The sequence below is a fragment of the Pararhodobacter sp. CCB-MM2 genome (assembly GCF_001691415.1).
GTDB lineage: Bacteria > Pseudomonadota > Alphaproteobacteria > Rhodobacterales > Rhodobacteraceae > Pararhodobacter.
Genome location: NZ_LRRR01000016.1, coordinates 1 through 12,843, shown reverse-complemented (window position 1 = coordinate 12,843; position 12,843 = coordinate 1). Strand labels below are relative to the sequence as shown.

The following is a 12,843-nucleotide window of genomic DNA, read 5'->3' as shown; positions in this document are numbered from 1 at the left end:
TGTCCTTTCAGGCGACGCGTTCGGCAGCGAGGAACGCCAGCCGGAGATCTTCGGGTTGGCCCAGCGTCGCGTTCAGGGTGATCGCGCGCTTCAGATACAGGCCGATGTCGCATTGGTCGGTGAAGCCCATCGCGCCATGCAGTTGGATGGATTTCCGGGTGATCGAGGTGGCGCTGTCACCGGCTCGGGCCTTGGCGGCCAGCACGGCCTGCGCACGCTCAGCGCTGGGGGCGGTGGCGGCGTTGGTGCAGGCGGAACAGGCGAATTCGGCCTCGGCCCACATGTCCACCAGCCGGTGCTGGATCGCCTGAAAGCTGGCGATGGTCTTGCCGAACTGCACCCGCTGCGAGGTGTACTCGACCGTGATCTCCAGCGCCCGCGCGCCGAGGCCAGCGAGCTCTGCCGCCAGTGCGAGGCGGGTGCGGGCGATGGCGGTGTCGAGCGCCTCCTGCACCGGTGCCCCCCGCGCCAGTTCCGTACCGGCTTGGGTGTCGTGCAGCGTCACTTGGCCCAGCACGGCCCCATCGAGGCCCGGCCGGGTGGTGACGCGCAGCCCTTCGGCCGAGGCGTCGAGATGCAGCAGCACCAGCGCGTCGCCGTCCTGCGCCAGCGCAAGGAAACCGGTGGCCGACAGTGCGCCGGACACGAGGTGGGCCGAGCCGTTCAGCCGGCTGCCCGACAGGGTCAGGGGCGCGGTGGCGCCGCGTGCGTCCTGCCACAGGACCGGCACGATGGCCTCGCCGCTGCCGATGCCCATGGCCAGCTCGGTCCTGGCATCGGTCCGGGGCAGGGCTTGCAGCAGGGCGGTCGGGAAGATCGCCAGATTGGCGAAAGGCTCGGTCAGCAGGGCGCGGCCGAGGGCCTCGGCCAGCACCGTCAGCTCGGCATCGCCAAGCGCCATGCCGCCCATATCCTCGGGCAGGGTCAGGGCGAGGAAGCCCGCCTCGGCCATGGCGCTCCAGGTGGCGCGGTCCAGATCGCCCTGCGCCGCGCGGCGGCGGCGGAAGGTGGCGGGCCCATCGGCGCGGGTGGCCAGCGCCGCGACGCTGTCGCGCAGCATCGCCAGCGTGGAATCGGGGTCGTCGAGTTGGATGAGGGGCATGGCGCCTCCGGCAGTTGCATCGCGTTGAAACGCGGGCCTGCAGGGGCGGGGCAATAGAGGATCGTCGTCGCACCTTGTGCGATCGCGCCCCGAATGCCGATTGTCCTCCCCCGCGGGCGAATGCCGCGCTCTCCGACTACAGGAGGCGGCTTGGGGCGGTTTTTGTCAAAACCTATCGCATGCTGGGCAGAGAGTTTCACAAGTGTGAAAGGCGCCCCGTTTCGGGGACGCCATTCCGGGTCGATCAGCCCATGGCCGTCATTTTGCGAGGGCTTGAGCCAGATCGGCCTTCAGGTCCTCAAGGTCTTCCAGCCCGATCTGCAACCGGATCACCGGCCCCAGATCCGACCACAGGCCCAGCGAGCGGCTTTCAGGATGCATCGGCAGGACGAGGCTCTCGAACCCTCCCCAGCTGAAGCCGACCGAGAAATGCTTCAGCGAGTCGATGAAGCGCGCGGCGGCGCCGTCGGTCCGGTCCGAAAGCTCGACGGAGAACAGACCCGCGGCGCCGGTGAAGTCTCGTTTCCACAGCGCATGGCCGGGGAAGGAGGGCAGGGCAGGGTGCAACACGCGGGCGACCTGCGGCAGGGTCTCCAGCCATTCGGCCAGTGCCAGCGCCGTTGCGCCTTGCCGCTCCAGCCGGACGCCGAGGGTGCGCAGGCCGCGCAGTGCGAGGTTGCATTCCTCGACCCCGGCACAGCTGCCCAGATCCTGCGAGGCCGCGCGCACCCGGTCATGCACCGCCGCATTGGTGGTGATCACGCCCAGCATGCCGTCGGAATGGCCGACGATATATTTGGTCGCCGCGTGGATCGATACGTCGATCCCCAAGGCCAGCGGCTTCAGCAGCAAGGGCGTGGCCCAGGTCGCATCGATCGCCGTCGCTACTCCGCGCGCCTTGGCGGCGGCGACGATGGCTTGCAGATCCTGCACTTCGAACGTGCCGGAGCCGGGGCTTTCCAGATAGATCAGTGTCGTCTCGGGGCGGATCAGATCGGCGATGCCGGCGCCCAGGGTGGGGTCGTAGTAAGTGGTCTCCACCCCCATGCGCTTCAGGGTCCGGTTGCAGAAGCGGCGCACCGGCTCATAGACCGTGTCGACCACGAGGATATGCGCGCCGGTCTCGGCGAAAGCCATCAATGTGGCCGAAATCGCGGCCAGCCCCGAGGCCGTGGCGATCGACCGATGCCCGGCTTCCAGCGCGCAGATCGCGTCCTCGAAGGCGAAGGTCGTGGGCGTGCCGACGCGGCCGTAGAACGGGCCGTCGAACGGGGTCTTGCCCGCCGCCTGAAACGCCGCGAGGCTGTCGAACAGGAAGGTCGAGGCGCGCACAACCGGCGGGTTGACCGGTACCGCATTGCCATGGGCGCGTCCGGCGGACACCAGCAAAGTGTCGGATTTCATAGGCTTTCCTTCGGAAGATCGTCGCGCTGGCCCCATTCGTGCCACGAGCCGTCATAGAGGGTGACATCGGACTTGCCCGCCCGCGCCAGCTGGAACAGCAGGATCGCCGCAGTCACGCCCGAGCCACAGGTGGCGATCACCGGCTTCGACAGATCGACACCGACGCCCTCGATCAGCTCGGCGGCGGTGTCCGGCGCGACGAAGGTGAAATCGCCCGATTGCGGCAGAAGCTTGCCCCAGGGCAGGTTCACCGCCCCCGGCATATGCCCGCCCGCAACCCCCGGATAGCCCGAGGGCAGCGCGCCGGTGAACCGCTCGGAGGTCCGCGCATCGAGCACCGTCGCCTTGCCAGAGGCCAGCGCCGCCTGCACGTCGCGCCAATCGGCCACCGCGCCCTCAGCGGGCCGGGCGGTGAACAGCGCGGGTGCGGGGATCGAGGCCGGCCCCTGCTCCAGCGGCCGCCCTTCGGCCAGCCAGCGTTTCAACCCGCCGTTCAGGATGGCGACGTGGGCATGGCCGAAATGGCGGAACATCCACCAGACGCGGGCCGAGACGTAGCTGGAATCATAGATCACCACCCGCGTGTCCGGCCCAATGCCCAAAGCGCCCGCCACCTCGGCGAAACGCTCCGGGCTCGGCAGCATGTTCACATAAGGGCTGCCGGCGTCCGAGGCCGCATCGAGATCGAAGAAACGCGCGCCGGGCAGGTGGCGTTCCTCGAACTGGGCGCGGCTGTCGACCCCGGCCTCGGGGATCGACCACGAGCAATCGAGCACCACCAGATCGGCCTGCCCCAGCTGGGCCTGCAGCCAATCCGGCTCGACAAGAAAGTTGTCCATCGTCGCGCCCATGGTCAGAACCCGATCGGCCAATGGACGATCTGCGAGCCGTCGATGAAGCGCGAATGGCGGAACGGGGTCGGATCGACGCAGGGCGTCTCGCCGGTGATCAACTCGGCCATCAGCTGGCCCGCGCCCGGCGCGATGCCGAAGCCGTGGCCCGAATAGCCGGTGGAGATGTAGAAGCCGGGGATCGCCTCGACCGGCGAGATCACCGGGATCGCATCGGGCGACACGTCGATCCAGGCCGACATGCGCTCGTTCACCACCATGTCCTTGAACTGCGGGAACAGCTGTTTGATGTTGATCGTCGCCTGATCGAGGATCTTGTGCCCCGGCTCGGGACGCATGATGCGGTATTTCTCGAAGGGCGAGCGGCCGTCGAGCTTCCAGCCCTTCTCCATCATCACCTCCTGGAAGGTGCGCTTGCCGATGCGGAATTTCATCGCGCGCCATTCGTTCTTCAGCGCCGGGACGTAATCCTTCAGGTAGCGGAAGCTGTCCGGCACGATGTCGACCGCATGGGCCGAGCGCATGCCGACGTTGTAGCCGCCGTCCAGACGCTCGCGGAAACCGAAGCCGGGGCCCGAGCCACAGCCCTGCGGACCGCCGGCGATCGGACGGGTGCGCATCACCTGGCTCAGCATCTTCAGCTGCGGCATCTTCACATCGACGCTGCGGGCAAACAGCGACGACCAGATGCCGCCGGCCAGCACCACATGCTTGCACTTGATGCGGCCCTTCTCGGTCACGACCTCGGTGACGCGGCCGCCCTCGGTCTCGAAGCCGCGCACGGCGCAACCCTCGACGATCTTGGCGCCCAGTTTGGCCGCACCACGGCCGATCAGCTTCGTCGCCAGATGCGGCTCGGCGAAGCCGTCGGAAGCCGTGTGCAGGCCGCCGCCGAACTGACGCGTCGCGCCGGGGACAAAGGAGTTGATCTCGGATTTCGACACCCAGCGGGTGTCCATGCCGAATTTCTCGACCTCTTTCATCCAGGCCTCGTAACGGACGAGGTCCTTCTCTTCGTTGACGAAATAGGTGATGCCGCGGACCCGGAAGCCGACATCGGCGCCGACCGTGGGCGTCATGTTGCCCCACAGCTTCATCGCGTGCTGCATCAGCGGCACTTCGCGCGGGTCGCGGCCCATCTTGCGCACCCAGCCCCAGTTGCGGCCGGATTGCTCCTCGCCCAGCGTGCCTTTTTCGCACAGCACGACCGGGATGCCCCGCTGCGCCAGCGACAGCGCGGTACAGACGCCGACGATGCCGCCGCCGACGATGACCACCTCGGTCTCGCGCGGGACGACATCGAAGTCGTGGGTGAAGGAGGTTTCTGCGTTCATGGGAGGATCCTGCTAAGGGGCCGGCGGGGGGAGGGTCGCGGCCATGGTCGGGAGGGAGTGATCAGCGCGCGGCCATGGCCAGCGAGGCCTTGTAGGACTCGGTCTGTTCCAGAATGAAATCGTGGAACGCCTGAGCCGCGACCGAGAGGGAGTCCTCGCCCGAGACCATGCCGAGGGTGATCGGCATGGCGGGGAGGAAGGGGCGGAATTCGAGGCGCGGGTTGCGCCGCAGATGGGGCGAGAAGGGGCTGACGATCGACACGCCGAGGCCCGCCGCCACGAGGTTGCACACCGCTTCATGCGTCGTGGCCTCGGTCAGCATCCGCCGCTCGACGCCCTTTTTCTCGAACAGCATGTCGGTCTCGAAGCGGAAGGGCGCGCCGCGCGGGAAGCTGACGAAGCTTTCGTCGGACAGATCCTCGGCGCGAATCGTCTCCTTCGCGGCCAGCGCGTGACCGGCGGGCACGACGCAGAGCGCGGGCATCTTCACCAGCTCCTGCACGCTCAGCGCACCATTGGCGATGGGCAGCGAGACGATGCCGATATCGGCCCGGCGCGAGGCGACCCATTCGCCCACGCGGTCCTGCGGCTGGCTTTCAAGACGGATCGCAATATCCGGGTAACGCTGGCGAAAACCGGCGACGACCTCGGGGATCAGACCGTTGTCATAGGGGCCCATCGCCGCCACGGTGACCGACCCGCTGGCGAGCGAGCGGATGGCGTGGACTTCCTGATTCATCTCTTCGAGCCCGACGAAGAATTTGTCGACAAGCTGAAAAAGACGGCGGGCATCGTCTGTTGGTTCAGCACCCCCGCGCGAGCGCCGGAACAGCTTGAATCCGACCGCTTCTTGGAAATCGACCATCAGACGTGACACAGCGGGTTGGGAAATTCCCAATGATTCCGCAGCCTTGGTCATACCACCAAGAGTGATGACGGCCCGGAAGGCCTCGATCTGTCTGACGTTGAAGCGATTCAAATTCCGCTCTCCTTTGGAACAGGACGATGAAGGAATGCACAAAAAACAGGCACGAAGCTGCGCCTGTAAAATGAAATTCCTACATAACAGTCGGCACGTCAATAGGGTTGTTGACGGCCAAAATGTTATGACCTAGCGTCGACCTCAATCCGGCATCACAGCCGCATCTTCCGTATTCGGACAGCCCCATGACCTCGACGAAACCCCTCCCTCTCGCTGCCTCCCATTGGGGCGCCTTCCGCGTCGAGACCGTGGACGGCAAGGTCCGCGCGCTGCATCCGTTCGAGCATGATCCCCGCCCCTCGCGCATGAACGAGGCCTGGCCCGAGATGCTGGATCACCCCCTGCGCGTGGCCCGTCCGGTGGTCCGCAAGGGCTGGCTGGAGGGCGACAAGGGCGCGGCGCGCGGCGAGGATTCCTATGTCGAGCTCGACTGGGACGAGGCGCTGGATCTGGTCGCCGGTGAAATCGGTCGCGTGCGTCGGGATCACGGCAACGGCGCGCTGTTCGGCGGCAGCTACGGCTGGTCCAGCGCCGGCCGCATCCACCACGCCCGCACGCTGGTGCGTCGCTTCTTCGCGGCGATCGGCGGGCATGTGGATCAGGAGACGAATTATTCCTACGGCGCGGCAATGGCCTTCCTGCCGCGCATCGTCGGCGACAATATGATCGGCTCGTCCGTCACCTCGCTGGCCTCGATCCGCGAGAATACCGACATCTTCCTCGCCTTCGGGGGTCTGCCTGCGAAGAACTGGGAGATCCAGTCGGGCGGCATTGGCGAACACCGTTACGACGGCTTCATGGCGGGCGTCACCGGCCAAGACGGTGGGCGCGTGCGCACGATCAACGTCTCGCCCTATCGCAAGGATATCGAGGATCAGTTCGGAGTCGAATGGCTGCCGGTGCGCCCCAATACCGATGCGGCCCTCATCATGGCGCTGACGCAGGTGGTGGTGGCCGAGGGCAAGGCGGAAACGGCCTTCCTCGCCTCGCATGTCAACGACGCGCAGCCCTATCTCGACTATCTGTCGGGCAAGTCGGACGGCGTGGCGAAGACCCCCGAATGGGCGGCCGAGATCACCGGCATTCCGGCCGATCAGATCCGCGACCTTGCGCTTTCCCTGCCCGGCAAACGGGTGATGGTCGCGCTGAACTGGTCGCTGCAACGCTCGCGCCACGGCGAACAGCCGTACTGGGCCGCCATCGCGCTGGCCTGCGTTCTGGGGCAGGTCGGCCTGCCGGGTGGCGGTTTCGCCTTCGGCTACGGCTCCTCCAACGCGATGGGCAATCCCGACTACAAGACGCCGCTCGCCGGCCTGCCGGGACTGAAGAATTCGACCGGCCTGTCGATCCCCTGCGCCCGCGTCTCGGACATGCTGCTCAATCCGGGTGCGGACTACCGCTATGACGGCGAGACCCGGACCTATCCCGAGATCAAGCTGGTCTATTGGGCCGGCGGCAACCCGTTCCACCACCATCAGGATCTGAACCGCCTGCGCGAGGCCTTCCGCCAGCCCGAGACGATCATCGTCAATGAGGGCTACTGGACCTCGACCGCGCGGCATGCCGACATCGTCCTGCCGACCACGGTGACGCTGGAGCGCGAGGACATCGGCGGCGCCTCGCGCGATCGGTTCCTGCTGGCGATGCACAAGGTCGTCGAGCCCTATGCCGGCGCGAAGGACGATTACGACATCTTCGCCGCGCTGGCCGAGCGTCTGGGCAATGGCGAGACCTTCACCGAAGGCCGCAGCAGTGCCGACTGGCTGGGCTGGGCTTGGGAGAAGATCTCGGGCCGTCTGGCGTCGCGCGGGATCAACGTGCCGGAGTTTCAGGATTTCTGGGATCAGGGCTATCTGAAGATGCCCGAGCCCACCGAAGATTACGTCATGCTGTCCGACTTCCGCGCTGACCCGCTGGCGCATCCCCTCTCGACGCCCTCGGGCAAGATCGAGCTCTACTCGGCCCTCGCCGCTGCCGAACCCGGCCAGCCCGGCCACCCCTGCTGGCTGGACCCCGAGGAATGGCTCGGCACCGCCACGTCCGACGCCCCCTTGCATCTGCTGACCCCGCAGCCGCCGCGCAAGCTGCACGGGCAGATGGATTTCTCCAGCTACTCGCGCGAGGGCAAGGTGCAGGACCGTGAGCGGCTGCAGCTGAACCCGGCCGATGCCGAGGCGCGCGGCATCAAGGACGGCGACGTGCTGCGTGTGTTCAACGCCCGTGGCGCCTGCTTCGCCATCGCCCAGATCGACGCGGGTGTGATGCCGGGCGTCGTCCTGCTGCCGACCGGCGCGACCTATGATCCGGACGGCATGACCGATCGGTCCTCGAACCCCAATGTGCTGACCCGCGATATCGGCACCTCGGAATTGGGACAGGGCTGTTCCGCGCAATCCTGTCTTGTGCAGGTCGCGCGCCACGACGCCCCCCTGCCTCCGCTGCGCGTGACGCAGCCTCCTGTCATCACAGCCAAAAAAGAAGCCTGACGTGTCCCTTCCCTTCGACCATTTCGTCCTGCTCGTGAACGACCTCGATGCCGCTGCCGCCGATTTCGCGGCAATGGGCTTCTCGATCCTCGAACGCGCGGATACCGAGCACGGCAAGACCGAATTCAAGTTCGTCTGCTTCGATGACGGCAGCTACATCCTGCTGACCGCCTTCACCTCGGCCGAGGCGCAGGCCTCGCACCGTCTGGGCGGCGTCCTGGAAGCCGGCGAAGGCTGGGCGGATTGGAGCTTCACCGTTCCCTCGGCGCAAGCCACCGCCGAGGCGCTGAGCGCCGCCGGTCTGCCCAACCGCGGCCCGGTGCCGGTGTCGAACGTGATCGCCGATGGCAGCCGCTGGGCGCTGGAGTTGCTGATGTGCGGCTGGGGCGCCGAGGGCGATGTCTCGCTGCCCTTCGTCGTCTCGGACGTCGAGGGCCGCTCGGCCCGCATCCCCGCGCCGGTGCCGCATGTGAATGGTGCGACGGGCCTCGTGGGCCTGACGATCTCCACCGCTGATGCGGCGATCGTGGGCAAGACGCTGGCGGCGCTCGGCGGAACGGAAACCGCGCCCGGCCATTACGATTTCGGCGCAAGCTGGGTCGAGATCCTGCCGCTCGACGCGCCGCAGGCCCGCGCCGGCGGGGGCATGGTCAAGGCCGTGCTCTCGGGCGGTGAGGCGCGCGACTTCGATCTGGCGCTGTCGCATGGCGCGCCCCTGAGCATGGTCCGGGACTGAGCCGATGCTGCCCACCGACAAGACCTCGAAGCAGATCTACCTTGATTACAAGGCCAATCCGCGCGTGCCGGAACGCGGTCTGGGCCAGAAGATCGCGCTGATCAACGTGGATCTGCAGCGCCGCTATACTGATACGGCCAATTTTCCTACCGCCTATGACGGCCATCCGCGCCAGTTCGAGGGCGTGAATGCGCTGGCCGCGGCGGTGCGCAAGCTCGGCGGGCCGGTGGTCTGGGGCTATGTCGCCTATCTGCCGGACGGCTCGGACGCCGGCATGTGGTCGCGCCTCAGCACCACGGAATGGGCGCTGCACAAGGTCGGCCATGACAACCCGCAGGCGCAGATCGACCCGCGTCTTGAGGTGCTGGAGGGCGACCTGAAGCTGCACAAGCGCATGTCGTCGTGCTTTTTCGAGACCCATCTGACCAGCTACCTGAACTGGCACCGGGTCGACACGGTGATCATCACCGGCGGCGCGACCTCGGGCTGCGTGCGCGGCACGGTGATGGACGCCCTGTCGCTGGGCTACCATGTCTGCGTCCCCGAAGAGACGGTCGCCGACCGCGAGGAGGGCGCGCATTACGCCAACCTCTATGACATTGCCTTCAAATACGGCGACGTGAAGCCCTTGGACGAGGTTCTCGCCCAGCTGGCCGCGCGCGCCGAGGAGTCCTGACCATGACGCAATGGCGCGAACCCTTCGCCTATGACCACGCCCCCTATGCCGGCCGCCCGAAGATCGAATGGCCGAACGGCGCCCGCGTGGCCTTCTGGGTGGCCCCGAACATCGAGTTCTACGAACTCGCCCCGCCGCCCTCGCCCACCCGTGCGGTCTGGTACCGGCCTGAGCCCGACATCCTGAACTATTCGATGCGCGACTACGGCAACCGCGTCGGCTTCGACCGCATGGCCGATGTCATGGCGAAATACGGCGTGCGCGGCTCGGTCTCGCTGAACGTGGCGGTCTGCGACCACTTCCCCGAGATCATCGAACGCTGCTGCGAGCTGGAGTGGGAACTGTTCTCGCACGGCGTCTACAACACCCGCTACCTCTACAACATGACCGAGGACCAGCAGCGTGAGATCATCCGCCAGTCGCGCGAGACGATCAAACGCGCCTCGGGTCAGGATCTGGACGGCTGGCTGAGCCCTGCCATCTCGAACGGCGAGACGACGCAGGATCTGCTGGCCGAGGAAGGCATCAAATACACGCTCGATCTGTTCCATGACGATCAGCCAATGCCGGTGAAAACCCGCAGCAAGAACCGTCTGGTCAGCGTTCCCTACATGATGGAATGCAACGACGTGCCGGTGCTGAACTTCAAGAACATCTCGCCGAAGAACTACCTCGAGATCATCAAGACCCATTTCGACCGGCTCTATGCCGAGGGCGAGGAGTCGGGCACCGTCATGTGCGTCCCGCTCCACCCCTATCTGATCGGCCAGCCGCACCGGCTGCATATCCTTGATGAAGCCCTGAAATACGTCACTGGCCACGACAAGGTGTGGCTGGCGACCGGGCGCGAGATCGCCGCGCATTTCGAGGCCAATTACTACGACAGCTTCACCGACTGGATGAAGCCGTTCAACCCGGAGCAGCCGGCATGAGCCTGATCCCCGACAGCTATTTCGACTATCCGCTGCGCAAGAAGGGCATGGACCACGACCGCTATGCCGCGCGCTATCTGCGCGACGTGCCGGCGTTCCAATGGCAGGGCGGCAAGACGCTGCTGGTCTGGGCGACCGTGCATCTGGAACATTTCCCGATGGACATGCCGGCAAGCCCGGTGAAGCCCATCGGCGGCATGGACCGGCCCTACCCTTCCGTCTGGGATTATTCGACGCGCGATTATGGCAACCGCGTCGGCATCGAGCGGCTGTTCAAGGTGCTGGACAAGCACGGCGTGAAGGCGACGGCGGCGATGAACTCGGCGCTCGCCCCGCGCTATCCGTATCTGATGCAGGAAATCGTCAAACGCGGTTGGGAAGTCGCGGCGGCGGGCGTCGACATGGGGCATCTGCACCATTCGCAGCTCACCGAGGAGGTGGAGAAGGCTCTCGTGACCGAGGCCTTCGCCACGCTCCGTGCGGCCTCGGGTCAAGCCGTGACCGGCTGGCATTCGCCGTCCCATTCGCAATCCGCCCTGACCCCCGATCTGGTGGCCGATGCGGGCGCGAAATACCTGTGCGACTGGATCAACGACGATCTGCCCTATGCCTTCCACACCCGCGCCGGGGATCTGACCCATCTGCCGCTGAGCTACGACCTGTCGGATCACAAGATCCTCGGGCTACAAAACATGCCGATCGACGATTACGAGTATCAGCTCGACGCCGCCTTCGACGTGCTGCTGGACGAAAGCCGTCTGCGCGGCGGGCGCATCCTGTCGCTGTCGCTCTCGCCCTGGATCATCGCCCAGCCCGGTCGCATTGATGCGCTCGACCGGCTGCTGGGTCGGTTCTTGGCCGCCGACGGTGTCGCCTCGGCCACGGGCGAAGAGATCCGCTCGCAATGGGACGCCCTCGGGATCGCCTGACATGACCACCTCCCTCTCCCCCAACTGGCTGACCGCGCGCGAGGCGCTGGCCCTCATCGAGGCGGGCGATCTGACGCCCGTCGCGCTGATGGACGCCTGCCTTGACCGCTGGCGCGCGCGCGATGCCGAGGTCCGCGCCTGGACGCACCTCGACCCCGAGGCGGCGCTGGCTCGGGCCGAGGACGCGACGCCCGGCCCCCTGCACGGGCTGCCGGTGGGGGTGAAGGACATCCTGTACACCGAGGAGATGCCGACAAGCTTCAACTCGCCGCATTTCCAGGATCATTGGCCGAATATCGACGCCGCCGCTGTGGCGATGCTGCGCAAGGCGGGCGCGGTGATGATGGGCAAACTCGACACAGTGGAATTCGCCGTGAACGGCCGCCGCGCCGCCACGATGAACCCGCATGACCTGACCCGCACGCCGGGTGGCTCGTCGTCCGGTTCGGCCGCGGCGGTGGCGGATGGTCAGGTGCCGGTGTCGCTCGGCACGCAAACGGGCGGCTCGGTGATCCGGCCCGCATCCTATTGCGGCGTCTATGCGATCAAACCGACGTGGAACCTCGTCAGCCACGAAGGCTTCAAGGTCTGCGCGGCCAGCTTCGACACGCTCGGCTGGTACGCCCGGTCCGCCGAAGATCTGGACCTGCTGGCCGAGGTCTTCGGCATCGAAGACGTGCCCGCTCCGGCATCGCTGCAGGGCGCGACGATCGCAATCTGCCGCAGCCCGGTCTGGGACAAGGCGGAGCCGGCGACAGTGGCTGCGATGGCCGAGGCCGAGGCCCGCCTGCGCGCTGCCGGCGCCGAGATCCGCGTGCTGGACCTGCCCCCCGCCTTCGACGGGCTGACCGAGGCGCATCGCATCATCATGCAGGCCGAGATGCGGGTGTCCTTCCTTGCCGAATACCGCGAGCTGGGCGAGGCGCTTTACCCAGAAATGGTCTCGATCCTGAAAAACGAGAAGGGCGACAGCCGCGCCGATCTGCTGGCCGCGCTGGACCTCGCCGCCGCCTGCCGGGCCGAGTTCGACCGCCTCGCCGCGCCCTTCGACGCGGTGCTGACCCCCTCGACCGCCGGCGAGGCCCCCGTAGGCCCCGAGAACACCGGCGCCGCGACCTTCAACCGGATCTGGACACTGCTGCACATGCCATGCGTCAACGTGCCGGGCCTGACCGGGCCGCAGGGCCTGCCCGTGGGTCTGACGCTGACCGGCCCCCGCTATTCCGACCGCCGCCTGATCGCCCTCGCCGGGCAGCTTGGGTCACTTCTGTCGCAGGCCCCGATGAGGCCGCAATGAGATTTTCGCGCGCGGCCCCTCCCTGAAAAGCCGCGCGCAAACCGCCCGCCTCCTCCCCGGCGGGCACCCCTGGCGGACGGGGTTGCTCCCACCCCCGTCCGCCCCCGCAAGGGC

The 12,843-nt window shown here is 66.9% G+C and carries 12 protein-coding genes and 1 pseudogene; 7 read left to right on the top strand and 6 right to left on the bottom strand.

All coding sequences use genetic code 11. From position 1 onward, the window contains the following. Positions 1 to 7: 7 nt before the first annotated feature. From BCY78_RS15150 to BCY78_RS15130, 5 genes are all read right to left on the bottom strand, one after another. On the bottom strand, positions 8 to 1,102 hold the full coding sequence (locus BCY78_RS15150) for an acyl-CoA dehydrogenase family protein (protein ID WP_068303574.1): 1,095 nt from the start codon (positions 1,100 to 1,102) through the stop codon (positions 8 to 10). A gap of 258 nt (positions 1,103 to 1,360) precedes the next feature. After that, on the bottom strand, positions 1,361 to 2,506 hold the full coding sequence (gene metC / locus BCY78_RS15145; RefSeq protein WP_139103184.1) for a cystathionine beta-lyase: 1,146 nt from the start codon (positions 2,504 to 2,506) through the stop codon (positions 1,361 to 1,363). Continuing rightward, complete coding sequence (locus tag BCY78_RS15140; protein WP_083195074.1) at positions 2,503 to 3,345, bottom strand: sulfurtransferase; 843 nt, start codon at positions 3,343 to 3,345, stop codon at positions 2,503 to 2,505. Before BCY78_RS15140 ends, metC begins: the two co-directional genes overlap by 4 nt. A gap of 14 nt (positions 3,346 to 3,359) precedes the next feature. Continuing rightward, the gene (locus tag BCY78_RS15135; protein ID WP_068303569.1) at positions 3,360 to 4,691 is read right to left on the bottom strand and encodes an FAD-binding oxidoreductase; all 1,332 of its coding nucleotides are present in this window, start codon (positions 4,689 to 4,691) and stop codon (positions 3,360 to 3,362) included. Between the two features lie 61 nt (positions 4,692 to 4,752). After that, positions 4,753 to 5,430, bottom strand: coding sequence for a LysR substrate-binding domain-containing protein (locus tag BCY78_RS15130; RefSeq protein WP_233499417.1), 678 nt, complete (start codon positions 5,428 to 5,430; stop codon positions 4,753 to 4,755). On the opposite strand from BCY78_RS15130, the gene BCY78_RS26015 reads away from it, so the two are divergent. Continuing rightward, positions 5,413 to 5,565: a hypothetical protein gene (locus BCY78_RS26015; protein ID WP_233499416.1), complete on the top strand. Its 153-nt coding sequence runs from the start codon at positions 5,413 to 5,415 to the stop codon at positions 5,563 to 5,565. The two genes, BCY78_RS15130 and BCY78_RS26015, sit on opposite strands and share 18 nt — an antisense overlap. On the opposite strand, the pseudogene BCY78_RS26315 reads toward BCY78_RS26015, so the two are convergent. Next, a pseudogene (locus BCY78_RS26315) lies at positions 5,536 to 5,610 on the bottom strand (hypothetical protein); the annotation flags it as partial. The gene BCY78_RS26015 and the pseudogene BCY78_RS26315 sit on opposite strands and share 30 nt — an antisense overlap. 248 nt (positions 5,611 to 5,858) lie before the next feature. Between BCY78_RS26315 and BCY78_RS15125 the strand changes: the two are divergent. From BCY78_RS15125 to BCY78_RS15100, 6 genes are read left to right on the top strand one after another with little or no spacing between them, the layout of a single operon-like run. Beyond that, positions 5,859 to 8,159, top strand: coding sequence for a molybdopterin-dependent oxidoreductase (locus BCY78_RS15125; RefSeq protein ID WP_068303563.1), 2,301 nt, complete (start codon positions 5,859 to 5,861; stop codon positions 8,157 to 8,159). A 1-nt stretch (position 8,160) separates the two neighbouring features. After that, positions 8,161 to 8,895, top strand: coding sequence for a VOC family protein (locus tag BCY78_RS15120; protein WP_068303560.1), 735 nt, complete (start codon positions 8,161 to 8,163; stop codon positions 8,893 to 8,895). A gap of 4 nt (positions 8,896 to 8,899) precedes the next feature. Further along, the gene (locus BCY78_RS15115; RefSeq protein ID WP_068303557.1) at positions 8,900 to 9,571 is read left to right on the top strand and encodes an isochorismatase family protein; all 672 of its coding nucleotides are present in this window, start codon (positions 8,900 to 8,902) and stop codon (positions 9,569 to 9,571) included. Positions 9,572 to 9,573: 2 nt separating this feature from the next. Beyond that, on the top strand, positions 9,574 to 10,503 hold the full coding sequence (locus BCY78_RS15110) for a polysaccharide deacetylase family protein (RefSeq protein ID WP_068303554.1): 930 nt from the start codon (positions 9,574 to 9,576) through the stop codon (positions 10,501 to 10,503). Beyond that, positions 10,500 to 11,432: a polysaccharide deacetylase family protein gene (locus tag BCY78_RS15105; protein WP_068303551.1), complete on the top strand. Its 933-nt coding sequence runs from the start codon at positions 10,500 to 10,502 to the stop codon at positions 11,430 to 11,432. Before BCY78_RS15110 ends, BCY78_RS15105 begins: the two co-directional genes overlap by 4 nt. Before the next feature lies 1 nt (position 11,433). Beyond that, the gene (locus BCY78_RS15100; protein WP_068303548.1) at positions 11,434 to 12,729 is read left to right on the top strand and encodes an amidase; all 1,296 of its coding nucleotides are present in this window, start codon (positions 11,434 to 11,436) and stop codon (positions 12,727 to 12,729) included. Positions 12,730 to 12,843 lie beyond the last annotated feature (114 nt).